24 protein-coding genes and 2 pseudogenes are annotated in these 26,263 nt (G+C 59.6%); 15 read left to right on the forward strand and 11 right to left on the reverse strand.

Annotation, left to right across the window (positions count from 1 at the left end):
- Positions 1 to 21: 21 nt before the first annotated feature.
- From FHT92_RS28285 to FHT92_RS28295, 3 genes and pseudogenes are all read left to right on the forward strand, one after another.
- Positions 22 to 3,219: an efflux RND transporter permease subunit gene (locus FHT92_RS28285; protein WP_183741599.1), complete on the forward strand. Its 3,198-nt coding sequence runs from the start codon at positions 22 to 24 to the stop codon at positions 3,217 to 3,219.
- A gap of 172 nt (positions 3,220 to 3,391) precedes the next feature.
- Positions 3,392 to 5,176, forward strand: a complete 1,785-nt coding sequence (locus FHT92_RS28290; protein ID WP_183831406.1) for an IlvD/Edd family dehydratase — start codon at positions 3,392 to 3,394, stop codon at positions 5,174 to 5,176.
- Between the two features lie 114 nt (positions 5,177 to 5,290).
- Positions 5,291 to 7,137 (forward strand): annotated as a pseudogene (locus FHT92_RS28295) (putative bifunctional diguanylate cyclase/phosphodiesterase).
- 67 nt (positions 7,138 to 7,204) lie between these two features.
- On the opposite strand, the gene FHT92_RS28300 reads toward FHT92_RS28295, so the two are convergent.
- The 3 genes from FHT92_RS28300 to FHT92_RS28310 form a co-directional block, all read right to left on the reverse strand.
- The gene (locus tag FHT92_RS28300; protein ID WP_183831410.1) at positions 7,205 to 7,405 is read right to left on the reverse strand and encodes a KTSC domain-containing protein; all 201 of its coding nucleotides are present in this window, start codon (positions 7,403 to 7,405) and stop codon (positions 7,205 to 7,207) included.
- Positions 7,406 to 7,709: 304 nt separating this feature from the next.
- On the reverse strand, positions 7,710 to 8,549 hold the full coding sequence (locus FHT92_RS28305) for a DUF6030 family protein (protein ID WP_183831412.1): 840 nt from the start codon (positions 8,547 to 8,549) through the stop codon (positions 7,710 to 7,712).
- 127 nt (positions 8,550 to 8,676) lie between these two features.
- Positions 8,677 to 8,886 (reverse strand): KTSC domain-containing protein, encoded by a 210-nt coding sequence (locus FHT92_RS28310; RefSeq protein WP_183741593.1) that lies wholly within the window; start codon positions 8,884 to 8,886, stop codon positions 8,677 to 8,679.
- Positions 8,887 to 9,148: 262 nt separating this feature from the next.
- Between FHT92_RS28310 and FHT92_RS28315 the strand changes: the two genes are divergently transcribed.
- Positions 9,149 to 9,487, forward strand: coding sequence for a hypothetical protein (locus tag FHT92_RS28315; RefSeq protein WP_183831414.1), 339 nt, complete (start codon positions 9,149 to 9,151; stop codon positions 9,485 to 9,487).
- A 268-nt stretch (positions 9,488 to 9,755) separates the two neighbouring features.
- Positions 9,756 to 10,604: a GNAT family N-acetyltransferase gene (locus FHT92_RS28320; protein ID WP_183831416.1), complete on the forward strand. Its 849-nt coding sequence runs from the start codon at positions 9,756 to 9,758 to the stop codon at positions 10,602 to 10,604.
- Here FHT92_RS28320 and FHT92_RS28325 read toward each other — a convergent pair.
- Positions 10,601 to 11,518, reverse strand: coding sequence for a DMT family transporter (locus FHT92_RS28325; protein ID WP_183741588.1), 918 nt, complete (start codon positions 11,516 to 11,518; stop codon positions 10,601 to 10,603). The genes FHT92_RS28320 and FHT92_RS28325 overlap by 4 nt on opposite strands.
- Positions 11,519 to 11,704: 186 nt before the next feature.
- On the opposite strand from FHT92_RS28325, the gene FHT92_RS28330 reads away from it, so the two are divergent.
- A complete protein-coding gene (locus FHT92_RS28330) occupies positions 11,705 to 13,003 on the forward strand; it encodes an adenylosuccinate synthase (RefSeq protein ID WP_183741586.1) in 1,299 nt (432 codons plus the stop codon).
- Positions 13,004 to 13,063: 60 nt separating this feature from the next.
- Positions 13,064 to 15,424 (forward strand): hypothetical protein, encoded by a 2,361-nt coding sequence (locus FHT92_RS28335; protein ID WP_183741584.1) that lies wholly within the window; start codon positions 13,064 to 13,066, stop codon positions 15,422 to 15,424.
- Positions 15,425 to 15,509: 85 nt separating this feature from the next.
- Here FHT92_RS28335 and rpoH read toward each other — a convergent pair whose 3' ends face one another.
- A complete protein-coding gene (gene rpoH, locus FHT92_RS28340; protein WP_183741582.1) occupies positions 15,510 to 16,418 on the reverse strand; it encodes an RNA polymerase sigma factor RpoH in 909 nt (302 codons plus the stop codon).
- 269 nt (positions 16,419 to 16,687) lie between these two features.
- Here rpoH and FHT92_RS28345 point away from each other — a divergent pair, with 269 nt between their 5' ends.
- A complete protein-coding gene (locus FHT92_RS28345; RefSeq protein ID WP_183831418.1) occupies positions 16,688 to 16,849 on the forward strand; it encodes an entericidin in 162 nt (53 codons plus the stop codon).
- Between the two features lie 12 nt (positions 16,850 to 16,861).
- On the opposite strand, the gene FHT92_RS28350 is transcribed toward FHT92_RS28345, so the two are convergent.
- Positions 16,862 to 17,887, reverse strand: a complete 1,026-nt coding sequence (locus FHT92_RS28350) for an RluA family pseudouridine synthase (RefSeq protein WP_183831420.1) — start codon at positions 17,885 to 17,887, stop codon at positions 16,862 to 16,864.
- A 42-nt stretch (positions 17,888 to 17,929) separates the two neighbouring features.
- Between FHT92_RS28350 and FHT92_RS28355 the strand changes: the two genes are divergently transcribed.
- Positions 17,930 to 18,322 (forward strand): hypothetical protein, encoded by a 393-nt coding sequence (locus FHT92_RS28355; protein WP_183831422.1) that lies wholly within the window; start codon positions 17,930 to 17,932, stop codon positions 18,320 to 18,322.
- A 6-nt stretch (positions 18,323 to 18,328) separates the two neighbouring features.
- A complete protein-coding gene (locus FHT92_RS28360) occupies positions 18,329 to 19,153 on the forward strand; it encodes a TrmH family RNA methyltransferase (protein ID WP_183741574.1) in 825 nt (274 codons plus the stop codon).
- 6 nt (positions 19,154 to 19,159) lie between these two features.
- On the opposite strand, the gene FHT92_RS28365 is transcribed toward FHT92_RS28360, so the two are convergent.
- Positions 19,160 to 20,320, reverse strand: a complete 1,161-nt coding sequence (locus FHT92_RS28365; RefSeq protein WP_183831424.1) for a hypothetical protein — start codon at positions 20,318 to 20,320, stop codon at positions 19,160 to 19,162.
- Positions 20,321 to 20,449: 129 nt separating this feature from the next.
- Positions 20,450 to 21,040 carry a DUF1134 domain-containing protein gene (locus FHT92_RS28370; RefSeq protein WP_183741570.1) on the reverse strand — a complete coding sequence of 197 codons (591 nt, stop codon included), beginning with the start codon at positions 21,038 to 21,040 and terminating at the stop codon, positions 20,450 to 20,452.
- Positions 21,041 to 21,221: 181 nt separating this feature from the next.
- Between FHT92_RS28370 and chpT the strand changes: the two genes are divergently transcribed.
- Together chpT and FHT92_RS28380 are read left to right on the forward strand one after the other, a co-directional pair.
- A complete protein-coding gene (gene chpT, locus FHT92_RS28375) occupies positions 21,222 to 21,869 on the forward strand; it encodes a histidine phosphotransferase ChpT (protein WP_183741568.1) in 648 nt (215 codons plus the stop codon).
- 105 nt (positions 21,870 to 21,974) lie between these two features.
- A complete protein-coding gene (locus tag FHT92_RS28380; protein ID WP_112562834.1) occupies positions 21,975 to 22,337 on the forward strand; it encodes a response regulator in 363 nt (120 codons plus the stop codon).
- 124 nt (positions 22,338 to 22,461) lie between these two features.
- Here the strand turns inward: FHT92_RS28380 and ctrA are convergent, their stop codons facing one another.
- Positions 22,462 to 23,163, reverse strand: coding sequence for a response regulator transcription factor CtrA (gene ctrA, locus FHT92_RS28385; RefSeq protein WP_007815188.1), 702 nt, complete (start codon positions 23,161 to 23,163; stop codon positions 22,462 to 22,464).
- A 435-nt stretch (positions 23,164 to 23,598) separates the two neighbouring features.
- Here ctrA and FHT92_RS28390 point away from each other — a divergent pair, with 435 nt between their 5' ends.
- A complete protein-coding gene (locus FHT92_RS28390; RefSeq protein WP_007815190.1) occupies positions 23,599 to 23,949 on the forward strand; it encodes a hypothetical protein in 351 nt (116 codons plus the stop codon).
- 115 nt (positions 23,950 to 24,064) lie between these two features.
- Here the strand turns inward: FHT92_RS28390 and FHT92_RS28395 are convergent, their stop codons facing one another.
- Positions 24,065 to 24,343 carry a GNAT family N-acetyltransferase gene (locus tag FHT92_RS28395; protein WP_183831426.1) on the reverse strand — a complete coding sequence of 93 codons (279 nt, stop codon included), beginning with the start codon at positions 24,341 to 24,343 and terminating at the stop codon, positions 24,065 to 24,067.
- A gap of 101 nt (positions 24,344 to 24,444) precedes the next feature.
- Here FHT92_RS28395 and FHT92_RS29535 point away from each other — a divergent pair.
- A pseudogene (locus tag FHT92_RS29535) lies at positions 24,445 to 24,838 on the forward strand (paraquat-inducible protein A).
- 20 nt (positions 24,839 to 24,858) lie between these two features.
- Here the strand turns inward: FHT92_RS29535 and FHT92_RS28400 are convergent.
- The gene (locus FHT92_RS28400) at positions 24,859 to 25,134 is read right to left on the reverse strand and encodes a DUF1153 domain-containing protein (RefSeq protein ID WP_007533628.1); all 276 of its coding nucleotides are present in this window, start codon (positions 25,132 to 25,134) and stop codon (positions 24,859 to 24,861) included.
- A gap of 398 nt (positions 25,135 to 25,532) precedes the next feature.
- Between FHT92_RS28400 and FHT92_RS28405 the strand changes: the two genes are divergently transcribed.
- A partial coding sequence (locus tag FHT92_RS28405; RefSeq protein ID WP_183831428.1) for a helix-turn-helix transcriptional regulator occupies positions 25,533 to 26,263 on the forward strand: 731 nt, incomplete at its 3' end.

Below are 26,263 nucleotides of genomic sequence, written 5' to 3' on the forward strand. Positions count from 1 at the left end.
CACCCCGGAGAGGGCTTTGAAATGAACATATCCAGATTCTTTATCGACCGTCCGGTCTTTGCCGGTGTTCTTTCGGTCCTCATCGTGGTCGCCGGCCTCATCGGCCTCCGGGCGCTGCCGATCTCCGAATATCCCGAGGTTGTGCCGCCGTCGATCGTCGTGCATGCCACCTACCCCGGCGCAAACCCGTCCGTTATCGCCGAAACGGTAGCCACACCGCTCGAAGAACAGATCAATGGCGTCGAGGGCATGCTTTACATGGCGAGCCAGGCGACGTCTGACGGCGCCTTGAACGTCACCGTCACCTTCAAGCTCGGCACCGACCCGGACAAGGCGCAGCAGCTCGTGCAGAACCGCGTGTCGCAGGCCGAACCCCGCCTGCCGGCGGAGGTTCGCGCGCTCGGCATCACGACGGTCAAGAGCTCGCCCGACTTTATCATGGTCGTCAACCTTGTCTCCGACGGAGACAGCCACGACATCACCTATTTGCGCAACTATGCGACACTGAACATCAAGGACCGGCTCGCCCGCATCGCCGGTGTCGGCCAGGTGCAGGTCTTTGGCGCCGGTGACTATTCCATGCGTGTGTGGATCGATCCGCAGAAGGCCGCCGAGCATAATCTTGCCGCAAGCGACATCAGCAATGCAATCAGCTCGCAGAACGTCCAGGCCGCTGCCGGGATCATCGGCGCTTCGCCGAGCCAGCCGGGTGTCGATCTTCAGCTTAACGTGAACGCCCAGGGTCGTCTGCGCACGCCCGAGGAATTCGGCAGCATCATCGTCAAGACGGGCGCCAATGGCGAGATCACCCGCCTGCGCGATGTTGCCCGCATCGAACTTGGTGCCGCTGACTACACGCTGCGTTCGCTGCTCGACGGCAAGCCTGCTGTGGCTGTTGCCGTTCTCCAGGCACCTGGTTCGAATGCGATCGAGATCGCCGACAATGTTCGTGCCACCATGGACGAGCTGCAACTCGCCATGCCGACAGGCGTGAAATACGAGATCGTCTATGATACGACCAAGTTTGTTCGCTCCTCGATCGAGAAGGTCATCGACACGCTGCTCGAAGCAATCGCGCTCGTCGTTCTCGTCGTCATCCTGTTCCTGCAAACATGGCGTGCCTCGATCATTCCGCTGATTGCCGTTCCGGTATCGATCATCGGGACATTCGCGGTCATGTACATGTTCGGGTTCTCGATCAATGCACTCAGTCTTTTCGGCTTGGTGCTAGCGATCGGTATCGTTGTGGACGACGCGATCGTGGTCGTTGAAAACGTCGAACGCAACATCGAAGCCGGGCTCAGTCCGCGTCAGGCGACTTACAAGGCCATGAAGGAAGTCTCCGGCCCGATTATCGCGATCGCGCTGGTGCTTGTTGCGGTCTTCGTGCCGCTCGCCTTCATCTCCGGCCTGTCGGGTCAGTTCTATCGCCAGTTCGCGCTGACGATCGCGATCTCGACCGTCATTTCTGCCTTCAATTCGCTGACGCTGTCTCCGGCTCTGGCTGCTCTTCTCCTGAAGGGTCACCATGCGCCGAAGGACTGGCTGACGCGGTTCATGGACGCGATCTTCGGCTGGTTCTTCCGTGGCTTCAACCGCGCCTTCGGGGCCGGCTCGAATGCCTACGGCAAGGGTGTGGGCGGTCTCGTATCGCGCAAGAGCATCGTCATGGTGATCTATCTTGCGCTCGTCGGTGCGACCTACAGCATCTTCAATACGGTTCCGGGCGGCTTCGTGCCGTCGCAGGACAAGCAGTATCTGATTGGCTTTGCTCAGCTGCCGGATGCCGCAAGTCTCGACCGCACGGAAGACGTTATCAAGCGCATGACAGACATCGCCTTGAAGCAGCCGGGCGTTGCCAACGCGATCGCCTTCCCGGGCCTGTCGATCAACGGTTTCACCAACTCTTCGAATGCCGGCATCGTATTCGTGACGCTGAAGGATTTCGAGGAGCGCAAGACGCCTGACCTCTCGGGTGGGGCGATTGCCATGGCCCTGAACCAGAAGTTCGGCGCCATCCAGGATGCCTTCATCGCCATGTTCCCGCCGCCGCCGGTCAACGGCCTCGGCACGACCGGCGGTTTCAAGCTGCAGATCGAGGATCGTGCGGGTCTGGGCAATCAGGCGCTCGACGAGGCGACCAAGGCCGTGCTTGCCAAGGCCTATCAGGCGCCTGAACTCGCCGGCCTGTTCTCCAGCTTCCAGATCAACGTGCCGCAGCTCTATGCCGATCTCGACCGCGCCAAGGCCGAGCAGCTTGGAGTGTCCGTCACCGACGTTTTCCAGACGCTGCAGATCTATCTCGGTTCGCTCTATGTGAACGACTTCAACGCCTTCGGCCGCACATACAGCGTCCGTGTACAGGCCGACGCCAAGTTCCGCGCCCAGCCGGAAGATATCGGCCAGTTGAAAGTTCGCTCGGCATCGGGCCAGATGATCCCGCTTGCGGCCCTTCTGAAGGTGGATGCGAGCACGGGTCCGGAACGCGCGAACCGTTACAACGGCTTCCTCGCTGCCGATATCAACGGCGGTCCGGCGCCGGGCTTCTCGTCCGGCCAGGCTCAGGCGGCGATCGAGAAGATCCTGCATGAAACCCTGCCCTCGGGCATCGACTTCGAGTGGACGGACCTGACCTACCAGCAGATCCTTGCCGGTAACTCCAGCGTCGTCGTCTTCCCGCTGGCCCTGCTGCTCGTCTTCCTGGTACTCGCTGCCCAGTATGAAAGCCTGACACTGCCGCTTGCGATCATCATGATCGTGCCGATGGGCGTTCTGGCCGCCTTGACCGGTGTCTGGCTCACCGGTGGAGACAACAACATCTTCACGCAGATCGGCCTTGTCGTCCTTGTCGGCCTATCGGCGAAGAACGCGATCCTGATCGTGGAATTCGCCCGCGAGCTGGAATTCGAAGGCAGGACGCCGCGTGAAGCTGCAGTCGAAGCCAGCCGCCTGCGTCTGCGCCCGATCCTAATGACCTCGATGGCCTTCATCATGGGCGTCGTGCCGCTCGTCACCTCGACCGGTGCCGGTTCGGAAATGCGTGCGGCGATGGGTATCGCGGTCTTCTCGGGCATGATCGGCGTCACCTTCTTCGGCATCTTCATGACGCCGGTGTTCTATGTGCTTCTGCGTCGGATGACGGGCAACCGTCCGCTTATCCAGCACAACGACAATCATCCGCAGGACGAGGACGACCATATGAAGGTCGCTGCGGAGTAACTTCTCCTTTGTCGGGTAAATCGGGCGGGGACCTTGGTCCTCGCCCGTTTCGTTTTGGGGATGCGACAAAAATGCGTTACGTCCATCAAAACGGTTGCATGCTGGGGCGAGGGAGATATCAAGGGCAGGCAACATTTCGGGAGAGCTGGAATGCCCGACCGGGAGGAAAGAAATGACCGATAGCAAGACCGCCAAGCGCCGCCTGCGTTCGCAGGACTGGTTCGATAACTCCGATCATATCGACATGACGGCGCTCTACCTGGAGCGCTTCATGAATTACGGGGTAACGCCTGAGGAATTGCGCTCCGGCAAGCCGATTATCGGCATCGCCCAGAGCGGCAGCGATCTGACGCCCTGCAATCGCGTCCATATCGAGTTGGCAAAGCGCGTGCGTGACGGCATCCGCGATGCTGGCGGCATCCCGATCGAATTTCCGACGCACCCGATCTTCGAGAACTGCAAGCGCCCGACGGCAGCACTCGATCGCAATCTCGCCTATCTCGGCCTTGTCGAAATCCTCTACGGCTATCCGCTCGACGGCGTCGTGCTGACGACCGGCTGCGACAAGACCACGCCTTCGGCGATCATGGCGGCTTCGACGGTCGATATTCCGGCGATCGTTCTCTCCGGCGGGCCGATGCTCGACGGCTGGCACGAGGGCAGGCTTGCCGGCTCCGGTATGGCGATCTGGCAGTCGCGCCGGAAGCTCGCGGCAGGTGAGATTGATGAAGAAGAATTTCTGCAGACGGCGCTCGATTCGGCACCCTCCGTCGGCCATTGCAACACGATGGGCACGGCCTCGACCATGAATGCGCTGGCCGAGGCGCTCGGTCTGTCGCTGACGGGCTGCGGCAATATTCCGGCCGCCTATCGCGAGCGCGGTCAGATGGCCTATCGTACCGGCCGGCGTGCCGTCGAGATCGTATTCGAGGATCTGAAGCCGTCGGATATCCTGACGCGGAACGCCTTCCTCAATGCCATCAAGACCAATTCTGCGATTGGAGGATCGACGAACGCCCAGCCGCATCTTGCCGCCATGGCGAAACATGCAGGAGTCGAGCTATACCCCGAGGATTGGCAGTTGCATGGTTTCGACATTCCACTGCTGGCGAATGTGCAGCCGGCGGGTGTCTATCTCGGCGAGAAGTTCCATCGTGCGGGCGGCACCCCTGCCGTCATGTGGGAATTGCTGCAGGCGGGCAAGCTCGACGGTGACTGTCGCACGGTCACCGGCAAGACCATGGCAGAGAATTTGCGAGGGCGTGAGCCAAGGGACCGCGACGTCATCAAACCCTACGGTGAACCTCTGAAGGAGCGTGCGGGCTTCCTCGTGCTCAAGGGCAACCTCTTCGATTTCGCCATTATGAAGATGAGTGTCGTATCCGAGGATTTTCGCAAGCGTTACCTGCAGGAGCCGGGTCGAGAGGGCGTCTTTGAAGGCAAGGCTGTCGTTTTCGATGGTTCGGAAGATTATCACAAGCGCATCAACGATCCGGAGCTCGGTATCGACGAGAACACGATCCTCGCCATCCGTGGCGCCGGTCCCCTCGGCTGGCCGGGCTCTGCGGAAGTGGTCAACATGCAGCCGCCGGATCATATTCTGAAGCGCGGCATCAAGAGCCTGCCGACGATCGGCGACGGGCGCCAGTCCGGCACTTCGGACAGTCCGTCGATTCTCAATGCCTCGCCGGAAAGTGCGGCAGGCGGGGGGCTAGCATGGCTCAGGACCGGCGACATCATTCGCATCGATTTCAATCAGGGGCGTTGCGATATGCTGGTTGATGAGGTCGAAATCGAGCGGCGCAAGGGCGATGGAATCCCGCTGGTGCCTGATGATGCGACGCCGTGGCAGCGAATCTACCGCAAGACGGTGACGCAGCTGTCAGATGGTGCGGTGATCGACGGCGCGGTCGACTTCCGGCAGATTGCCAGGAACCCACCGCGACACAATCATTGATTAAAACAATACTGATCGAAAAGAAGGCAGTCGTAACGAACGGTTCACCTAGTAACTAGTTCGGTACTTACGAAAAGGCTTCATTAATGAGGCTTGCGACTATATTATGAATTCTTGCAGGCTTCGAAGGCTGAAACGAATTGCCCGAGAATAGACCAACGCGATCAGAGAGAGAGTTCCAGGATCTTCTTCGGCGACTGGAGCTGGCGCTTGATGCTTCGCAAATTGGTGTGTGGGAGCACAGCATCAATAAGGATTCTATTCTCTGGGATGCGCAGATGCACCGTCTTTACGGCACCGGTCAGACAGATCGAGAGGTGTCTACGCGTATCTGGTCGAACGCCATACATCCTGACGATAGGGAACAGGCCGAGCGGGATTTCGAAAAAGCGGTTGCCGCCCGCGGCGCCTATAATTCTCAGTTTCGCATCATTCTGCCAAGCGGCGAGATCCGCTATCTGCGGTCACGTGCGCATTTCTATGTCGATGAGGAGGGCACTCCCTCCTTCATCGGTGCCGAATGGGACGTGACATCCGATGTGCTGCTCAATGCCGAGCTTGGCAAGCAGAAAATGATGGCCGAGGCCAGGGCGCTGGCGCTTGAAGAAAGCAATGCCCGGATCGAGCATGTCGCCAATCATGATTATCTGACCGGCATGCCGAACCGGCGCCTGCTCGACAGGCGGCTGGCAGCGCTGCTGGCGGACAAGAATGTGTCGACGCTTGCCGTTCTGCATCTCGATCTCGACCAGTTCAAACAGATCAACGACAGCCACGGTCACGCAGCTGGCGATGCCGTGTTGCGCACCGCATCGCTCAGAATTGCCGCAGCCATTCCCTCGGATGGTATGGCCGCCCGTGTTGGCGGCGACGATTTCGTCATCGTGCTCATCAATTTCGCCGGCCTCGATGCGCTGAAGGCGATCGTCGAGGATGTGCAGCGGCGACTGCGGAAGAAAATCCGCTTCGGACAGGAGATGCTGCAATCCGGTGCGTCGATCGGCGTATCCTGGAGCAGCGATAAAAGGGCACGCAACCTGCTCGCCGAATCCGATCTGGCTCTCTATCAGGCAAAAAAACTCGGACGCAACCGCATCGAATTCTTCAGCCGACAGCTTCAGGAAGACTTGCGCGGCAAGCGTCGCCTGGCCGAGGATCTCGCCCAAGCCCTAGAACAGGGCGAGATCATTCCCCACTATCAGGTGCAGCTCGATGCGCGCACCCGCGAGATCACCGGGCTGGAAGCGCTGGCACGTTGGAACCACTCGGAGAAGGGCGTGCTTGCGCCGAGCTTTTTTCTGCGCCTTGCGGATGAATACGGGCTTTCGGCGGAGATCGATGCCGCTGTCCTGCAGCGCGCGCTTGAAGATCGCGTCACATGGCTGGCGATGGGTTGCCACGTGCCGCGCATCGCCGTGAACATTTCGCCTGGGCGTCTTACCGACCCCGCTTTGCTGGATAAGCTGCGCCGATTGGCTATCCCACCGGGTGCCATCGTCTTCGAGCTGGTAGAAACGATCTTCCTCGACGATTGCGACGAGAAATTCCTCGTCAATATCGACCTCATCAAGCAGATGGGCATTGATATCGAGATCGACGATTTCGGCTCCGGCCATGCTTCGCTCATCGGCCTTGTACGGCTGAAACCGAAACGCCTCAAGATCGATCGCCAACTCGTCACCGATGTGGTGGAATCGGCCGAGCAGCGGCGCGTCGTCGGGTCGATCGTCGAGATCGCCAAGGCACTCGATGTGGAGGTGATTGCCGAAGGGGTGGAAACCGAAGCCCATGCCGTGACGCTGTCGTGGCTCGGCTGCGACAGCCTGCAAGGTTTTGCGCTTGGCTATCCATCCAGCGCTGCCGATACGGCTCGCCTTCTCGCATCGACCGGCCACGACGGCAAATCCCCGAATGTGGCGGCTGAGATTGGGGCTGAAGTTTTGTCGATGAATGGAATGTGAGGCCGATTTCGGTTCGAACGATACGCTCGGTACCGACACGGCACGCCTCGGGTGCGTGCCGTATTTCTCAGGTAGTGCGGAAGCGGCCCCGGATCTGGCTCATGTAGAAGTCGCCAGGAGATGCTGCTGCGGTCAGTCCGACGACGACGCCTTCGGGGACATCCTCGTAATGACGGCGTTGGCCGTTGGTCAGATAGAGCGTGAGATGTCGAGTCTCGCGCTCGTAATCGATCGCTTCGATGAGTTTGGACTGCAGTCTAGTTTCCATCCGGGACTCCCCGATGTGTTTCGCGCGAGAGAGGTGGCTGCTGGATCCGACGAGCGGTTCAAAGCAGCCTCAAAGCTAATCTCTGGTCGATTCGAGTCAAGGATCGAAAGAGTTGAGCCGCACCTATTTTGAGTTAAATGCGTCTGGAAGTTTGACGCACTATATTATCGGCTTATCGGCCATCGCCATGAAAATGGAGCACGCCCTGCAATGGCGCAAGCGCCTCCAACCTAATCGCCTCGCTGGTCGATGCGATTAGGTTGGATGAGGGGCACGCGGCCGCAACTCGTTGTCAGCGAATTGATCAGGCGCGTCGCCAGAAGATGAGTTCCGGCACTTGCCAGGAGCGATCGGGCGCTGGCAGCCAAGTCTTCGGGGAAAAGTAATCCTTCGTGCGGCGCTGTTGGGCGGAGCTCTCCTGAAGCAGGAGCGTGAAGTTGAAGGCGCCCGACCGCGAATATTCCTGGGTGAAGTTGATGAGGGCACCGAAGCCTTCCTCCTTCACATTCCTGAGATTGCGGATTGCCGTCAGCGCATCATGGAAATCCAGCCACGCCGGTTGCGTCAGCATGGTTTCGAAGATGCGCAATATGGCCGGATCAAGCTGCCCGTTACTGTCGGTCGCGGGACCGACGAGTTTCACGCGCATGCTTGTAATCATGCCTCTGCCATTGCCGCGCACGACGAGGAAGAGCGAGCTGACGACATGCTCCTTCTCCTTCTTGTAGACATGTTCGTAGGAACATTCGAACGTATCGGAATTGAAGGCCGTTTCCGCCCATTCGCTGGTTTCGACGCCGGCTGAGCGCAGCGCCTCGCACATGACAGGGCCGGAAATCCGCCAGGTGCGCAGGAAAGCGCCCGCAAGCGCCGGCTGCGGCGGATCGAACATGCGCGGCGCGATCTTGATGCTGACGGGTTCGGTGCGGCGGAAGATCTTAGGTGGCGGAGGAGGTGGGGGTGCCGCGGGCGGGAAAAGCTCTATACCGAAGGAGTGAGCCAGTGACTTCAGATGCCGCATGTCATTCGACAGCAGCACCGTTGCCCCGACAATTGAAACGGACAGAACAATCAGCAGCCACATGACGGCGCGGCCGTTTCGCGGCTGCGGCGCCAGTTTCATGTTCTGATCGGACGACGGCATCGTCAGTTCGCGAGACCTCGGACAATGGAAGTCATCATTTATAAGGCTCGCGTTGATGTGGCAATCGATCTCGACCGGAGCAAGGCACAATCGATTAAGGCCGCTCCGATGCAGCGATCGAAGTCTGTCAGGCCGCGATACGGCGATACCGTGTTCTAATCCGGTCGATATAATACTGGCCCGGAGAGGGCGCCGCCACCATGGTGCTGACGTCGCTGGCCGGTACGCCGTCGAACAGGCGCTCTTCGCCGTTGCGGAAGCGGATGCGCAAGCGCCCGTCTTCCTGGCTGAAATAGACGTTCTGGATAATCCGGGATTTAACTGGAACTTCGTGCATTGTTTTTGTCCCTGTTTCGTTTTGCGGCACCTTAAAAGTAAGGATGCGAAAATACCGTCAAGGCGTATGGTAAAGATTGTTTCTATCGGAACAGAGACAGTCTAAAAAATCGCGTTTCAATAAAATTGTACGGATCGACTTAAAAAGCCTGCAAATACCGGCATGTAGAGTGACCCTCATGAAAGCGGCCGGGCATGGACAGATGCGACCGTCGCTACGGCCAGGCGGAAATCGCCGACCGAACGGAAACGGGGACTTTAAGATGAGCAAACTTCTTCTCGCCGCCGCACTCGCAATCACAATATCGGCTGCGAGCCAGCCGGCCTTTGCCTTCGGCCCGGGCGGCTTCGGCCGCGATCTCATATACACCTCGGCTATCGGCCATCTGCCTGAGGAGCCGTTGACAACGAGCGCCGGTTTCGTTCGCCCGAACGTGCCCTTTGCTCTGCGTGCTCCGTTACAGGTGGATAGCAGGCTCCCCCAGCTCAAGGCCTATTCGCGGCAGCTGACCATCGCCGTCAGCTTCGTTTTCGACAGCGTTCTCAGCCAGGCTGCCCAGACTATCGGTACTGCCGAAGCGTTGGGTCCATTTCTGCGCTAGGGTTTAAATACTAGATACTGCAGTTTTTCGATTTGCACTCGCCGGAAGGATCCTGCGGGCGCAGTAATTTTCTTGAGATTGCAATTACATTGTTTCATGGTAAGGCGGGATCGAAGTTCTTTTGCATTGCATTTCAAAACGACGATACGCATCGTTCAAGCCGTGAACGTGAGTTCATCATGACCGGTCTGAGCGCCGCGGCAATCGACTCGACGATTGCTTGGCGCATGGCGGAATGGACTAGCGGGTTTCAATCTGGGAAGGTTGCATGAATTCGGAATTTGCCGTTCGTTCGATGCGGCCCGGCGAACTGGAGCTCGCGCTGGAATGGGCACGCCAGGAAGGCTGGAATCCCGGCCTCGACGATGCGATCGCATTCCACGAAGCCGATCCTTCCGGATTTTTTGTCGGTGCCATCGGTGAGGTGCCGGTCGGTTCTATCTCCGTCGTCAAATATGGCGACAATTTCGCCTTTCTCGGTCTTTATATCGTGCATCCGGAGTTCCGCGGCCAAGGCTTCGGCAAGGCGATCTGGAATGCCGGCATCGCTTCGGCAGGAGACCGTACGGTCGGCCTCGATGGCGTTGCGGCCCAGCAGGCAGCCTATCGCAGAGCCGGTTTCGAGCTTGCCTATCGCACGATCCGCTATGGCGGCGTGCCGGCATCGGTGCCGCAATCATCACTCGCCGCGCAGCCGGTTCCGGATGCGCGGCTCGAAGGTCTGCTGCGCTATGACAGCAGTATCTTTCCGCAGCCCCGTGCCGCTTTCCTTGCCGCCTGGTGCACGGCCCGCAAGGGGCGGAGCTCGCTCGTCGTGCGCAGGAGCGGCAAGATCCGCGGTTACGGGACGATCCGCCGCTGTTATGAGGGCTACAAGATCGGCCCGCTTTTTGCCAGCGACGCAGATAGCGCTGCGGCCCTTCTGGCGAGCCTCATTCCGCAGGCACACGGCGCGTCGATCTATATCGATATCCCCGCCGCCAATGCCGAGGCGATTGCACTTGCAGAAAGCGTAGGGCTCGAGCCAGTCATGGAAACCGCGCGCATGTATCGCGGTCCGGCGCCGGAAATCCCGCTGAAAAACGTCTATGGCGTCACGACGCTGGAGCTTGGTTAGTCGACAGGCGAAGCCGCCACGGTGGGCGCAGCCGACTTCGGCCGCCCTTTTTCAGCGATGGCGATGCCGCCGAGGGTCAGCACCAAGGCAATCATGTGGAAAAGCTGCAGGGTTTCGCCGAGCAGGGCGACGGACAGCAGCGTGCCGAAAACCGGGACGAGGTTGATGAACAGGCCGGCGCGATTGGCGCCAATCTCCTCGACGCCCCTGATGTAGAGTATTTGCGCCAGCAGGGAGGCGAAGATTGCCGTGTAGAAGGCAATCGCCCAGCCTTCGCCATCCGGCCATTGAGCCGCGCCGCGGGAGGCTTCCCAAAAAAGCAGCGGCAAGGCAGTCAGGGCCGCGCCGAGTGCCGGGATCGCCATCAGCGTGCGCCAGTCGACGATGGGCTTCCAGCGCAGAAAGATCGTATAGACGGAATAGGCTGCCACCGCGATCAGCATTAGGCCATCGCCGCGGTTCAAGTTGAGCTGCAGGAGCGTCGCGAGATCGCCATGGGCAGCCGTCAGCGCGACGCCGACGAGGGTCATGCCGAAGCCGATAATCTGGGCCAGCGAGACGCCGGTGCGGAAAAAGACGAAATTCAGCAGGAAGATCAGCATGGGAATGCCGGCCTGCTCGATCGCGACATTGATCGCCGTCGTGTATTGGACAGCCGAATAGAGCATCGCGTTGAAAGTCGTGTAGCCGATGACGCCATAGAAGAAGAGGAGAGGCAGGTTCCTGCGCACCACCGGCCAGTCCTTCCTCAACTGCGGCAGCGAGATTGCGGCGATCAGTACGACGGCCAGGAACCAGCGCAGGAAGGTCAGCATCATCGGGCTGACATGACCGAGCGCGAGCTTGCCTGCGACCGCATTGCCGCCCCAGCAGAGAGTTGCAACGACGAGGCAGATATAGGCTGTTGCTTGCAAGGTGCTCTTTCCGTCTTTTTCGTCTCTGGCGGCTTTTGTGATCGGGCTTAGCCTGCCGGCGGCTGATTTGTCACGTAAAAAGCCGAATCTGCTGTGACAACAGGGTCGCTTTCCCAAAAACAAAGCTTTATAGATGCGCGGGTTTGAGCAGGTGTGCGGTTCTCCGCCGGTAACAGGAAGAGTTTGATGACGAACGTGGTCGTGGTCGGTTCGCAGTGGGGCGACGAAGGCAAGGGCAAGATTGTCGATTGGCTTTCGGAGCGCGCCGATATTGTTGTGCGCTATCAGGGCGGACACAATGCAGGCCATACGCTCGTCATCGACGGCACGAGCTACAAGCTCTCGCTGCTGCCTTCCGGCGTCGTACGCCCCGGCAAGATGGCGGTCATCGGCAACGGTGTTGTGGTCGATCCGCATGCGTTGATCGCCGAGATCGGCCGGCTGGAAGCACAGGGCGTGAAGGTGACGCCTGAGAACCTGCGCATCGCCGACAACGCGACCCTCATCCTTTCTTTGCACCGCGAGCTCGATGCCTATCGCGAAGATGCAGCTTCCAACAGCGGCACCAAGATTGGCACGACCCGCCGCGGCATCGGCCCGGCCTATGAAGACAAGGTCGGCCGCCGCGCCATCCGCGTCATGGACCTTGCGGACCTCGAAGCCCTGCCAGGCAAGGTCGACCGCATTTTGACACACCACAACGCACTCCGCCGCGGTCTCGGCGTTGCCGAAGTCAGCCACCAGACGATCATGGACGAGCTGACCTCGATCGCGGACCGCGTGCTGCCCTTCCGCGATACGGTCTGGCTTTTCCTCGACAGAGAGCGCCGCAAGGGGGCCCGCATCCTTTTCGAAGGTGCGCAGGGCAGCCTGCTCGATATCGATCATGGCACCTATCCCTTCGTGACCTCGTCCAACACGGTGGCCGGCCAGGCCGCTGCCGGTTCGGGCATGGGTCCGGGTTCGCTCGGCTATATCCTCGGCATCACCAAGGCCTATACGACGCGAGTCGGCGAAGGTCCGTTCCCGACCGAGTTGACGGACGAGATCGGTCAGTTCCTCGGTGAGAAGGGCCATGAGTTCGGCACGGTGACGGGCCGCAAGCGCCGTTGCGGCTGGTTCGACGCCGCACTCGTGCGCCAGTCGGTCGCCACCAACGGCATCAGCGGCATCGCGCTCACCAAGCTCGATGTGCTCGATGGCCTTGATGAATTGAAGATCTGCGTCGGTTACATGCTCGATGGCGACCAGATCGACCATCTTCCGGCAAGCCAGGCGGCTCAGGCTCGTGTCGAGCCGATCTACATCACGCTGGAAGGCTGGAAGGGATCAACGGTCGGTGCCCGCAGTTGGGCGGATCTGCCGGCGCAGGCGATCAAATATGTTCGCCAGGTCGAAGAGCTGATCGGCGCGCCTGTCGCGCTTCTTTCCACCAGCCCCGAGCGTGACGACACCATACTTGTGACCGATCCGTTTGAGGATTAATGTCGCGGGTCACCTAAGGCGACCGTTCGGGAGCATGCCGGACTTCTTGAGAAAGTACTGATGGCGGATTTTATTGCAGTTATTCGGCGGGCAGTCGACGGCCTGTCTGAAAATACGCCCGAGATGCGGGTGAAGGTCTACGAGCGTGCGCGCGGCGCGGTGCAGCGGCAGCTCGAGAACATGAAGCCGCGTCCGCCGGAAGCAATGCTGCAACGCCAGCTCGACAAGCTTGAGGCCGCAATCCGCGAAGTCGAGGGCGAACACTCGGAAGCGGTGCCTGTCGAGGAGCCGATCGCAGTCGCTCCCGAACCTGAAGTCCACGAGGAGCCTGCGCTGGAGCATGAGCCTGCAGCAGAGACGGCCCCTGTTGCTGAGGCACCTGACCACGAAAGTCACGAACAAGAGGATGCGGAGCATCCCGTCTATGAGCAGCCTGCTGAGGCCGAAGAGGTCGTTCAAGAGGCCGTTCCCGCCGAAGAGGCGGTGCCCGAGCATGCTGAATGGCATCCGCCTCATGAGGAAGAAACGCCTGCAGAAGAATGGCGCGCCCCGGAGCAGGCAGAAGTTCATGCCGAGCCCGAGCGCGCTCATGAGCCGGGGGAGGAATATTATCCGGAAGAACCACGGCCGGACGAAGTCGCAGCCGAGCCGGTAGCCGAATCCGCCCATGAGGTGGAGGAAGAGCTTCAGCGCGAAGAGGACCATCAGCCGATTCCACGCGGCATTGACCGTGCGTCCAATCGGCTGGTCGAGCCGATGGCCGATTTCGAACCGCAATCGCAGCCGCAAACCAGCGACTTCATCGAGCATACGCGCGAAGAGCCGGTCGCAATGGATGCGGCGGCGCATTTCGATCGCATGTGGTCCGAACCGGTTGCCGAGACGCCAGCTCCTCTACCGCAGGAAGCCGAGACTGAATGGGCGCGGGAAGAACTCCATTCCTTTGCCGAGGCCGCGCCCGCCGTTCCCGCCGATGCTTCGGCACGCGCTTTCGATGAGGTTTCGACGCTCGCAAACAGTGCTTCGCCGGTAGTCATGCCGGCCGCCAAGGAAAACTTTTCCTGGGAGGCGGCCGCTTTCGACGATCTGCCGCCGATCGAGGCCGGCACGGGCAAGAAGACACCAGCTGCCGCGCATTTCGACGATGTCGATATCTTTGCGGAAGTACATGCCGGCAATGGTTCTGCGACACCCCAACCGACAGCTCCCGGTGAGGGCTGGCGTGAGGCGCGTGCGCTGCGTGGCTATGACCGGCCGAACGCTGTCACCGATGACGACGACAGCAATCCGCCGATGGATCTCGACCAGATCGTCGCTTCCAAGCTGCAGGGCAAGAACTTTCGCATGGAGCCGAAACGCCGCCGCTTCGGCATCGGCACGATTCTGGCGATCCTCGTGACGCTGGGCGTTCTTGGCGGTGGCGCTTATGCCGGCTGGATGAACCGCGAAGCTGTCATGGAAATGGTCGACGGTCTCGTCAGCTCCGCACCGTCGCAGGCCGTGCGCGACGATCCTGCGACGTCTCCCGCGCAGCAGAACAGCACGCCGGCCGCGAGCCAGCCAACAGATCAGAGTGCCGCCAGGCCGCCGGCGCGACCCAACCAGGAAGTTGCCTCGCTGGACGGATCGGCTGCCAATGCCAAGTTCACCCAGCGGCTGCTTGCCGATGGCACCGAGGTCGATAACGGCCCGGCAGCAGTGCCGGGAACGCCGACAGCGGAAGGCAAGTCGGTTGCCGAGCAGAACGTTGCTGCAGCCGATACCAGCACGCCGAGCGTCCAGTCCGATGCCGCGCCTGCGGAAAACCTGACGCCGAATGGCCCGGTTGCGGCACCCGCGGCGCAGAACACGCCGGTCGGTGCTACAGAAAAGATGTTCCTCTATGAAGAGCGGATTGGTGAAAGCTCACCAACGGCAATCGAAGGATCGGTTGTCTGGACCGTGCAGCATGAAGCCGGGCAGGGCGGCCGCCAGGAAGCTACGGTGCAGGGCAACGTCACCGTGCCAGAGCGCAATCTTTCGGCACTCCTGACCTTCAAGCGCAATTCCGACCCGTCGCTGCCGGCAAGCCATCTCGTGGAAATCGTCTTCTCGGTTCCGCCGAATTTCGAAGGCGGCAGCATCGACAGCGTTCAGCGCATTTCGATGAAGCGCACGGAACAGGACCGCGGCGATCCGTTGATTGCGGTGCCGGCCAAGATTACCGACGATTTCCACATGATCGCGCTCAACGACTATCCGGACGCGCGCAAGGCCAACCTGGACCTGCTTGCCACCCGCGACTGGATTGATGTTCCGATCACTTATCGCAACGGCCGCCGGGCGCTGCTGACCATGCAGAAGGGTGCCACTGGGGGGAATGCCTTCGGTACGGCGATCAAGGAATGGACGGCGCTCGGAGATCTCTCGACCAGCCAGTGAGGTCAATTCCGGAGCCCCGAGAAATCATACATAACAAAAGGCGGGCCGCAAGGACCCGCCTTTTTCATATCATACGGACAATGGCTTATGCTGTGGCTTCGACCACACGCACGGCTTTGGCACGCTCCAGCGCTTCCTTGCGAACCGCATCCTGCACCTTTTCAAAGGCGCGGACTTCAATCTGGCGGACACGCTCGCGGCTGATGTCGAACTCAGCCGAAAGGTCTTCCAGCGTCACAGGATCTTCGGCGAGGCGGCGGGCCTCGAAGATGCGGCGTTCGCGGTCGTTCAGCACGCTCATGGCCTTCGACAGCATACGGCGACGGGTGTCGAGCTCGTCCTGCTCGATCAGCACGTCTTCCTGGCTGTCGTGGTCGTCCACGAGCCAATCCTGCCATTGGCCGCTGTCGCCTTCGGAGGCCTTGATGGGGGCGTTCAGCGATGCGTCGCCGGAAAGGCGGCGGTTCATCGAAACGACCTCTTCCTCGGAGACGTTCAGCTTTGTCGCGATCTCGGTCACATGCTCCGGCTTCAGGTCGCCTTCGTCGATGGCCTGGATACGGCCCTTCAGGCGGCGCAGGTTGAAAAACAGGCGCTTCTGGTTGGCGGTCGTGCCCATCTTTACCAGGGACCACGAACGCAGGATATATTCCTGGATCGAGGCCTTGATCCACCACATGGCGTATGTGGCAAGGCGGAAACCGCGTTCCGGATCGAACTTCTTGACGGCCTGCATGAGGCCGACGTTACCTTCGGAAACGACTTCACCGATCGGCAGGCCGTAGCCGCGATAGCCCATGGCAATCTTCGCGACGAGGCGAAGGTGGCTGGTAACGAGCCTGTGTGCGGCGTCGCGATCGCCGTGCTCGGAGTAACGCTTGGCGAGCATGTACTCTTCCTGCGGCTCCAGCATCGGGAATTTGCGGATTTCGTCGAGATAACGATTGAGACCGGCTTCGCCGGCGGTAATGGACGGCAAGTTATTTCGGGCCATGATGCACCCTCCTTATATGGATTCCGGTTCCCGATGGAACGCGCCCTCGCGTTAAAGGCAAACCGGGACATGCGGCTCTCTCCAAGCCCGCAATAAGTCTATTTACAGATAAGTATGGCGAAAGAGGGATTCAAGGCCGCTTCGGCGTTCACGAGAGCGTTATCCGGCTTTTGCCAGAGCCAACCAGAGGCATTGATTTTATTGGCGGCTGCCGCATTTTTCCAGTGGCGGCGGTACTCTTGTCCAGCCGCTTTCACGAGGGGGACCAGATGATCAGACCAGCCTTTGCCGCCATCCTGCTGCTTTTAATTTCGGCCGCTCTTTCGTCCTGCGGAAATACCGCGAGGGGGCTGGCGCAGGACGGGCGCGACACCAGCCATGCTCTCGACAATGCCACTCATCGGGTCCTGGGCGCCGGCGCCAAGAAATAGCGAAGCCTGATCTCAGCTTCGCAGCGCCTCGGCAAGCTCCACCATATCGACCGGCAGCGGCACTTCGAAATGCATCACTTCGCCGGTGCGCGGATGCTCGAACTGCAGCATGAAGGCGTGCAGCGCCTGTCGGTCGAAAGCCTTGACGATCTTGCCGGCCTCGTCGGGCAGAAGATTGGCCTTGGTCTTGAAGCCGGCGCCATACACGGTATCACCGAGCAGCGGATGGCCGATATGGGCCATATGGACACGGATCTGATGCGTGCGACCGGTTTCCAGGTGGCATTCGACGAGCGAGGCAAGCGCACTGGCATCCGGGCTTTCGTGGAAGCGCTCGAGCACTTCGTAATGGGTGATCGCCTCGTCGGCACTCTCGTTTTCGGGGCGCTTGACGGCACGGCGGGTGCGGTCGCCGGTGGCGCGGCCGAGCGGTGCGTCGATCGTGCCCGAGAGCGAGCGCGGACGACCCCAGACGATCGCCTGATAGGCGCGTTCCAGCGGCATGGTGCGGCCGTGGTCGGCGAACTGCAGCGAGAGATGGCGATGTGCCATATCGTTCTTGGCGACGACCATGACACCGGTCGTATCCTTGTCGAGGCGGTGAACGATGCCGGGGCGGCGCACGCCGCCGATGCCGGAGAGGGTGTCGCCGCAATGGTAGATCAGCGCGTTAACGAGCGTACCGGTCCAGTTGCCGGGACCGGGATGGACGACGAGACCAGCGGGCTTGGAGATGACGATGACGTCATCATCCTCGTAGAGGATATCGAGTGGGATGTCCTCGCCCTTTGGCGCCGGGTCTTCCGGTTCAGGCAGGATGATCTCGTAGCTGTCGCCGGCTCGCACCTTCTTTTGAGGATCGGTAATCGGCACACCCTTCAAAAAGACCTGACCATCTTTGATCAGCGCTTTGATGCGGCTGCGGGAAAATTCCTCGCCGACCTGCGCGGTCAGCCAGGCGTCGAGGCGGCCTTCGGCTGTCTCATCGGCGGTCAGGACTTTTCTATTGTCATCTGCTTGTTTAAAGGGGTCGCTCAAGACGCTTCTTCTCCGACGTATTTTAAGAACGGGACGCCATAGATGACGAAATTCGAGCCAGCCGACGATGAGCAGGAAGAAAAGCCTCTTGATCCGGCTATGGAAAGTGTCCGGCGCAAGATGGTTCGCCTGCAGATCGTCTCGGGCGCCATCATGTTCGTGAGCCTTATGGCGGTCTTCGGCGCTGTTGTCTACAAGGTGACCCGTACCGAACCTTCGCAGACTGCAACGTCCGCAGGCTCTTCCGGTGTTCCCTCCGACGCGCCGGTGAATTCGACGGCCTCGCTGCCGCTCGGCTTCAAGATCGAGCAGACATCGCTTTCGGGCGGACAGATCCTGTTTTACGGCACAGCGGTCGATGGCAAGCGCAAGGCCTTGGTCTTCGATATCAAAACAAGTCGCATCGTGGCTGACATTACCCTGACGGGCAATTGAGCCGGTATGGCCGGACAGCCCCTCACGATCGAAACCCCGGACGATCTGCGGATCGCGGAGTTTCGTGATATTCGCGAGCGCGACCTGACGGGCCGGCAGAGCCGCTTCATCGCCGAGGGTACAGTCGTGCTGCGCATGCTCGCCGATGCGCATGTGGCTGGTAGAGGATTTTCAGCCGAGAAGATCTTGCTGCTCCGCAATCGGCTCGACGGCGTGGCGGAGATTCTCAAGCGCTTTCCGAAAGACGTACCCGTTTATGTGGCCGACGCCGATGTTCTCGATGGTATCGTCGGCTTCAACATGCATCGCGGCGTGCTTGCACTCGGTCGCCGCGTGCAGACGACGGAAACCATGCTTCTCGATGCGCTACCCGAGGAGGCGCTGGTTCTCGTCGGCTGCGGCATTTCCAATCACGACAATGCCGGGTCGATGTTCCGCAACGCCGCTGCCTTCAAGGCGGATGCGATCCTTCTTGATGAGACCTGTTGCGACCCGCTCTACCGCAAGGCACTGCGCGTTTCGGTCGGCTCGGTCCTGAGCATGCCCTACCATCGCGGCGGCGATGCGCTCGCTCTTCTCTCTGGTCTTGCCGAGCGCGGCTTTGCAATCTGGACGCTTTCGCCCCGCGGCGAAGCCGATATCCGGCAGATACCGGCCTCCAATCGCATGGCGCTCGTCGTCGGCACTGAGGGCGAGGGGCTGCCGGAGGCGGTGCTTTCCCGTTTCCGCAGTGCGCGCATTCCGCAATCTGATGGGCTGGACAGTCTCAACGTGGCGACGGCGACGGGCATTGCGCTCTTTGCCATATCTTCGGCGATGGCACGGATCTGACGAGGATCAGCGCTGCGGATCGGCGATGATCGCAGCTGCGCGGTCAGCGAGGTTCACGCGGTCGTTCGGTCCTTTCTTCTCCCCGCCTTCAGGCAGAAGGGACCGGATCGGAGAAGATGAGCCTTCCTTGAGCGCAGTGAGCGCCACGACGCTGGCGGCGATCGAGGTGATTTCCTCACGAAGGGCGCCATCACGACCGGTGTTGTTTCTTGCCTTCTGCAGGTGGTCGGCAAGTGCCGCACTGCGCCGGCGCGCATTATCGCTCATCTGCTCTGTGATAGCAGCGAGATCAAATTCAGAGGTTTCTGCTTCGTTGGTTGTGTCGGCGCCCAGATCGACAATAGCTTTCGAGAGGCCGGCATCACGCAGGACCTTGGCGGCCTTGCGAAGTTCGGCATTTGCAGCCTTCAGCTGATCCTTCAGTTTGACGATTTCCTGCTGACGGCGGCCGAGCAGGGCTTCCTTGTCCGCGGCAGAGGCGGCCTCACGGGCGGCTCTGTCTTCCAGGCGAATGACCATGTGCTGCTGCTGGCTGAGCTTCTGTTCGGCGTCCTTGGCGCGCTTCTGCAGTACGGTGACGTCCTGGCGCATCGTATCGCGTTCGTCGCGCAGGGCGTTGGCGCGGAACTTCAGGTTCTCGGCCTCGGTCTCACGCGCGGCAAGGTCGATCTTCAGGTTGTTGGCCTGTTCCGTGATCTTGGAAAGCCGCGCCCGCAGCGTTTCCAGCTCACTATCCTTGTTGGAGCCGGCCTGTTCGGCAATATGCAGGCTCGTCTTCAACTGGCTGATATAGTTCTCGTCCTTGCGCAGATGGGAGCGCTGCTCGGCGGCCTCTACCTGCATTTCGCCGATCTGTGCGCGCGCCTCATTGAGTTCAGAGGCAAGCCTGCCGGCATCGACGGCGAGTGCGTCGTGGCGAAGCTGCAGGGAGAGCGACTTCTCGCGTTCGCGGTGCAGGTCCTGCGCGGTGCGGGCGTTTTCAGCGGCGTAGAGGGCGCGTGCCATGTCCTTCTGCGCCCGCACTTCCTGCGGGCTCAGCGGCATCGTCGCCTTGAGGCGGTTTTCCGTATACCAGACGATGCGGCGATGGACGGCGGGCGAAACCAGAAAGACGAGAAAGGCCGCGGTCAGGAAGCCCAATCCGAACAAAAGAGCATATTCGATCACGGCACGGCCATCGATTCAAAGGTTGATACGGGTCAGTCCAGTTGATTAAGCACGCAGGGGGCACATCGGCAAGGCTGCGGGCACCGGTAAGACCATATTCCCAGGGATAGTAGCGCCGATTTCAGCTTTTCAAAAGGGGTTCCAGGTCGGGTTCGGGGTGACCTTCAGATAGCCGACATTGATGCCGAGGCGGGCGCCGATACCGGTGCGGATCGGAACGACGAGAACATTGTTGTTCTTCAGAAGCGTCATGCCGAAGCCGGCAATGACATAGGCCGAGCCGCTGACGCCGCCGAAACGTGCATAGATGGAGTCGATGGACGGAAGGTCGTAGACCAGCATCATGACGCGGGAGCCCTGGCCACCATAGTCGATGCCGAGAGATGGACCCTGCCAGTAAAGCGGATGTTCGCCAGCATTCTTGGTATTGAGCTGGCCTTCGCCATAGGTGAGGCCGGCAATGAACGCGCCTCCGCCTTCCTGACCGAGAATATAGCCGTTCGGCAGGCCGTATTTCTGGAAGGCGCTTTCAACGACTTTGGCAAGGCCGCCACTGGTTTCGCCGAAGAAGGAATGACCGGCATCGACGATTTCCTGCATCGTGTACTGGCCGTTGTTCTGCTGGGCTGCGGCCTGTCCGGTAACGATTACCGACGATACCATGATAGCGGTCAGCAACCTGCAGAAGCCGATAAATCTTCCCAGAAATTGGAGGCGCATGATGTCATCCATTCGTCATTGTCGGGGGCATTGGCATTTGATGCATTTTGCGCCGATCGTCTTAACAATCGGTTTACCAAATATGGTGTCATTATGGCGGCGAGTACGGTCGCAAACTTCGCGCAATTTTGATCAGGCACACTACCGGGCGGAATGACACTGCCGCCCTCAGGAGACGATGATGTCCAAGAATCCGAATCTCACCCTGTCCGGCCCGGACTTGGCAGCACTTCTTTGCAGTCGTGTGTGTCATGATGTGATCTCGCCCGTCGGCGCGATCAACAACGGCCTGGAGCTTCTCGACGAGGGCGGAGCAGATTCGGACGCGATGGATCTTATCCGCACGAGCGCCCTCAATGCTTCGGTCCGTCTCAAATTCGCACGCCTTGCCTTTGGCGCATCCGGTTCCGTCGGCGCCTCGATCGATACCGGCGAGGCCGAACGTGCAGCCAAGGACTTCGCGATGGCCGAAAAGAAGACCGAGGTAACCTGGAACGGTCCGCGCGCGATCGTCGCCAAGAACAGGGTCAAGCTGCTCCTGAACCTCTTCCTGGTCGCATATTCTTCCATTCCGCGTGGCGGCAATCTGGAAATCACCCTGGAAAATCCGGAATTCGATGCGAGCTTCAAGCTCGTCGCCAAGGGCAAGCTGATGCGCGTGCCGCCGAAATACGTCGAAATCGCCACCGGCACCGTCGAAGAGGCAATCGATGCGCATTCGATCCAGCCTTACTATACCGTACTGCTGGCCGAAGAATGCGGCATGGTTCTGGATCACGCGGTTAGCGCCGAAGAGATCGTCTTCACCGCCAAGATCGCTGCCGCGTAATTCTCCGATTGCTGATCGCGGTGGTAACGATTCTTTAGCCTGATCAACCTATGCTCGAAGGTTAGAGAAGGCCCTCGACGGAGACAGCGAGGGGTCAGGAGCGCCATGCAGAGATTCATGATCACCGACAGTTCGGACATCGTTCGCAAGGTCGGCAAGCGAATCCTTTCCGAACTCGATTTTCTGGTCAGCGAAGCTTCGAACGCCGAGGAGGCGCTGCAACGCTGCCAGGCCGAGCTTCCCGAATATCTGATCGTTGATTCAGGTATGGAAGGAGCGCTCGATCTCATCGCCGCCATTCGCGCCATGGACGGCGGCAAAGAGGTGAAGATCTATTATTGCGTCATCGAGGCCGACCTGAAGAAACTGATGGCCGGCAAGCGGGCGGGGGCCACCGACTTCCTGTTGAAGCCCTTCGATCGCAAGATACTCACCGCCGTGTTCGGAAATCGCGCAATCGCCGCCTGAGCAGTCGCGCAAATCGTCAACGTGAGCCGTCCTCCTGGGCGGCTTTTTATTTTGGAGATGGCGGCGCCAAAACAAAAATCCCGCCACGCAGGCGGGATTTTAAGGATAAGGGGATTTCGGCGGATCAGGCGGTTTCGGCGTATTCGGCGCCGTCGGGCTCGCGCAGCACATAGCCACGTCCCCAGACGGTTTCGATATAGTTGGCGCCGCCGGCAGCATTTGCGAGCTTCTTGCGCAGCTTGCAGATGAAGACGTCGATGATCTTCAGCTCCGGCTCGTCCATACCGCCATAGAGGTGGTTCAGGAACATTTCCTTGGTGAGCGTGGTGCCCTTGCGGAGCGAGAGAAGCTCCAGCATCTGATATTCTTTGCCCGTCAGGTGAACGCGCTGGCCGCCGACTTCGACGGTCTTGGCGTCGAGGTTGACGATGAGCTCGCCCGTGATGATGACCGACTGGGCATGGCCCTTGGACCGGCGAACAATCGCGTGGATACGGGCGACGAGTTCGTCCTTGTGGAACGGCTTGGTCATGTAGTCGTCGGCGCCGAAGCCGAGGCCACGAACCTTGTCTTCGATGCCGGCCATGCCCGAGAGGATGAGGATCGGCGTCTTGACCTTCGACAGGCGGAGAGTGCGCAGCACTTCGTATCCGGACATGTCTGGAAGGTTCAGATCGAGAAGGATGATATCGTAGTCATACAACTTGCCCAGATCCACGCCTTCTTCGCCGAGATCTGTCGTATACACATTAAAACTCTCAGATTTGAGCATCAGTTCGATGCTCTGCGCCGTAGCGCTGTCATCCTCGATGAGTAGTACCCGCATAATTATCCCCTTTACCGCCGCCGAAAGGTGGCATGGCCCCCTACGCGATACCGAATAAGCTACGTGATTTGGAAGCTGCCACGAAATGGTTAACAAATTCTAATTCACTCTGGCAAGGAATATCGAATTTATTAAATAATTTTTCCATTTCTCTGTTTTCCAATGAGAATCTCTGAACCTGCTTCTCAACTCTGACATTAAGAAATCAAGCTAAGTGATTCATCCGACTCGCTAATGAAAAGGTTCGGGTTCCTGTCCTGGCATTTACCGAGCCTTAAATCATCGGGCCTATCATTAACGATGCCCGTAAACGAAAGGTTACCAGCGGTAGGTTTTTGTTAATATCGCAGGAAATTTTTCGGCAAACCGTGTCAAAGCGGCGCGCAAGGGCGGTTTCTAGTTGAGCCGGGGTCTCGCATCACGGGAGTAATGCGTATGAAGTCGCGTGAGAGCCTCGTTCGCCTGAAAGAGTTTCAGGTTAACGAAAAACGTCGTCAGTTGCAGCAGTTGCAGATGATGATGTCTGAATTTGAACGGATGACGAAGGATCTGGAGAGCCAGATCGTCGTCGAGGAAAAGAAGTCCGGTATTTCCGATCCGAATCACTTTGCGTATCCGACCTTCGCGAAGGCCGCACGTCAGCGCGCCGACAATCTTCAGGTTTCGATCAAGGAACTGAAGGTTCAAGAGGAGGCGCTGGAACTGGCGCTCGAGGAAATGCAGGCGGAATATGCCAGGGCAACGGCGCTCGAAGAGCGCGACGGCGCAGTTCGCGTCCGGGCCTGACGAATATTGCAGGCGCCGGTCCCGGCGCCTTGGGTATAAACCACAGAAGCCATGCATGACGGGCGCGGTGTCCGTCATGCATGGCTTTTGGAGTTTCCATCTATGACGGCTGCCCTCAATTTACCACGTCATTCCATTCCGGATGGCGTTGCGCTTGCGATTTGAAGAAGGGGCACAGCGGGATGATCTTCCAGCCGCCCTCGCGAGCCGTCTCGACCGCATGAAGGGCGAGCGCCAGGCCGACGCCCTTGCCGCGTAAAGCATCCGGTACCCCTGTGTGATCGATGATGATGAGTTTCGGCGATGTGCGGGAATAGGTCATTTCCGCTTCATGGCCTTCCAGCGCCGCAACATAGCGGCCGCCGGAAGTGGTTTCCTCAATTCTGATATCCATCTCTATCTCCTGACGAATTCGAATATGTGATCGGGAACGTGACATGGCGGCGTCGGCATGCCAACCGCGGCGGCAGGAGACAGTGTGTTCAAACGGAGAGGATTGAACGGGCTCTCGCTGGTCCCGCTCGCGCGGCGCCGTTTCTTCTGGCGCTTGGCCTCGCGCTGCCGCTCATCTCGCTTCGAGAGGTTCTGGTTTTTTGATGAGACGCCGTCACCGCCGGAAATCGTGTCATCGCTCCGGAATGGGTGAGTGGGCGGGGCGGCACTGGTTACGCAATCGTATTGGCGGTTTTGAAAGTGACCGGAATCGCCGCTTAATCCATGGCTGCCGGGGCAGCCTGTTTTATCGCACCGTCGTACCGCCGCCGTGATGGTGATTGCGGCATCGATCGCCGGGACCTGCGAACAGGTTTATGCAGACCCGTGCGCGACCTCGGCAATGATTTCGGGCCTTCTTCATTCCCTCAAGGGAAATGCGTCCGGCCCGAAATAATCAACTCGAATGGAGTGGGATCAGTGGCGGTACTGCTGGATGCGCGTGGTGCGCAGGCCGGCAAGACCGTGGCTGTTGATAGACGACTGCCAGGAAAGGAATTCTTCGACAGTGAGCGTGTAACGCTCACAAGCTTCTTCCAAGCTCAACAGGCCACCGCGAACAGCCGCGACAACCTCTGCCTTCCGGCGGATGACCCAGCGCCGCGTATTCGGCGGCGGAAGATCCGCAATCGTCAGGGGGCTGCCATCGGGGCCGATGACATATTTCACTCGGGGACGTATCATTTCGGTCATTGGACTCTCTACACAACGCAAGACCACGGGCGCCACTCTAACTTGCCACATTTAAAAATTGCCTAAACGCATCGTAAGACTTTGATAACAACTTTAGACGCTGCCGAGGGGCCTGATTTGCGGACTCCTGCCGCTACGTCAATTTGATACGGCTGCATGGGAGCCATGCGGAATAAATGTTAGATGTTTCCCCCGGACAATCTTATAAGCGCTGCAACATAAGTATGAGCGCAAAGACTTCGTCTTCGTTCTTCTCGCAGCATCATAAAGCTCGCCATTTGAATGGTTCGTATCCTTCGGATGCGAGGCACATAGCGTCTTTCCTGATCGTCCGGCGCGTCCGATCCGCGGCTGGTTGCGAGGTCGAGCCGAAGCCAGGCCCGTGAAGGAACGAGAGAATGAAGAGACGTGAACGCGCAGTCCGCGACTGCGCCGATGATACCGCATTTTCAGCGTTCAGGGCCTGTTCTGCGGGCATTTCCGCTGTCGACGGTGCAAGCCGCCTGGATGAGCTGACGAAAGCCGCCGGGTTCGAATTCCACCTGTTTTCCGTATTCCCGCGCGGGGACCGGACGGCCTTTCTCGAAAACAAAGTAATCAGCAACTGGCCGCAGAGCCTCGTCAACTTTTACGAGGAGGCGGACCTCTTCTATTGTAGCAAGCTGGTCGCCGCCATGAAGCGCACGATCATGCCTGTTTTCTGCGAAGAGGGGCCTTTTGGCGGCACTGCAGCGAATCAGGAAAACCGCCGTCTGAACGCGATGTTTCAGATGCACGGCCTGAAGCAAACGTTCGCGTTCGCGCTCCACGACGCTGACCTGAAACAATACATCTTCGCGTTTTCGGGATCGGGTGGCATGCCTTGCCGGGATGCAGCGATGGCGCTGGTTTATGGGTGCATGGAGCTTCTGGACAGGCTGGCGAGCGACGAGAAGCCGCAAGACCGGCCATCGGAAAGCCTCACCCGGCGGGAGATCGAATGCCTGCGCTGGTCGGCTGCGGGCAAGAGCAGCGACGAGATTGCGATCATTCTCGATCTGTCGTCGCATACGGTGGTGGGATATCTGAAGAGCGCGATGCGCAAGCTGGATTCGGTCAACCGCATGCAGGCGGTCGCCCGGGCATTCCG

Origin of the sequence: Rhizobium sp. BK377 (genome assembly GCF_014193935.1) — a bacterium.
GTDB lineage: Bacteria > Pseudomonadota > Alphaproteobacteria > Rhizobiales > Rhizobiaceae > Rhizobium.

What these genes read in the sequence shown, in the direction of transcription:
- ctrA (WP_007815188.1), bottom strand. Translation starts at nt 23,163, where the DNA reads ATGCGGGTACTACTCATCGAGGATGACAGCGCTACGGCGCAGAGCATC.
- FHT92_RS28355 (WP_183831422.1), top strand. Translation starts at nt 17,930, where the DNA reads ATGACGAAATTCGAGCCAGCCGACGATGAGCAGGAAGAAAAGCCTCTT.
- FHT92_RS28335 (WP_183741584.1), top strand. Translation starts at nt 13,064, where the DNA reads ATGGCGGATTTTATTGCAGTTATTCGGCGGGCAGTCGACGGCCTGTCT.
- FHT92_RS28370 (WP_183741570.1), bottom strand. Translation starts at nt 21,040, where the DNA reads ATGCGCCTCCAATTTCTGGGAAGATTTATCGGCTTCTGCAGGTTGCTG.
- FHT92_RS28395 (WP_183831426.1), bottom strand. Translation starts at nt 24,343, where the DNA reads ATGGATATCAGAATTGAGGAAACCACTTCCGGCGGCCGCTATGTTGCG.
- FHT92_RS28320 (WP_183831416.1), top strand. Translation starts at nt 9,756, where the DNA reads ATGAATTCGGAATTTGCCGTTCGTTCGATGCGGCCCGGCGAACTGGAG.
- FHT92_RS28400 (WP_007533628.1), bottom strand. Translation starts at nt 25,134, where the DNA reads ATGACCGAAATGATACGTCCCCGAGTGAAATATGTCATCGGCCCCGAT.
- FHT92_RS28345 (WP_183831418.1), top strand. Translation starts at nt 16,688, where the DNA reads ATGATCAGACCAGCCTTTGCCGCCATCCTGCTGCTTTTAATTTCGGCC.
- FHT92_RS28300 (WP_183831410.1), bottom strand. Translation starts at nt 7,405, where the DNA reads ATGGAAACTAGACTGCAGTCCAAACTCATCGAAGCGATCGATTACGAG.
- FHT92_RS28305 (WP_183831412.1), bottom strand. Translation starts at nt 8,549, where the DNA reads ATGCCGTCGTCCGATCAGAACATGAAACTGGCGCCGCAGCCGCGAAAC.
- FHT92_RS28290 (WP_183831406.1), top strand. Translation starts at nt 3,392, where the DNA reads ATGACCGATAGCAAGACCGCCAAGCGCCGCCTGCGTTCGCAGGACTGG.
- FHT92_RS28360 (WP_183741574.1), top strand. Translation starts at nt 18,329, where the DNA reads ATGGCCGGACAGCCCCTCACGATCGAAACCCCGGACGATCTGCGGATC.
- FHT92_RS28390 (WP_007815190.1), top strand. Translation starts at nt 23,599, where the DNA reads ATGAAGTCGCGTGAGAGCCTCGTTCGCCTGAAAGAGTTTCAGGTTAAC.
- FHT92_RS28315 (WP_183831414.1), top strand. Translation starts at nt 9,149, where the DNA reads ATGAGCAAACTTCTTCTCGCCGCCGCACTCGCAATCACAATATCGGCT.
- FHT92_RS28330 (WP_183741586.1), top strand. Translation starts at nt 11,705, where the DNA reads ATGACGAACGTGGTCGTGGTCGGTTCGCAGTGGGGCGACGAAGGCAAG.
- FHT92_RS28380 (WP_112562834.1), top strand. Translation starts at nt 21,975, where the DNA reads ATGCAGAGATTCATGATCACCGACAGTTCGGACATCGTTCGCAAGGTC.
- FHT92_RS28285 (WP_183741599.1), top strand. Translation starts at nt 22, where the DNA reads ATGAACATATCCAGATTCTTTATCGACCGTCCGGTCTTTGCCGGTGTT.
- rpoH (WP_183741582.1), bottom strand. Translation starts at nt 16,418, where the DNA reads ATGGCCCGAAATAACTTGCCGTCCATTACCGCCGGCGAAGCCGGTCTC.
- chpT (WP_183741568.1), top strand. Translation starts at nt 21,222, where the DNA reads ATGTCCAAGAATCCGAATCTCACCCTGTCCGGCCCGGACTTGGCAGCA.
- FHT92_RS28310 (WP_183741593.1), bottom strand. Translation starts at nt 8,886, where the DNA reads ATGCACGAAGTTCCAGTTAAATCCCGGATTATCCAGAACGTCTATTTC.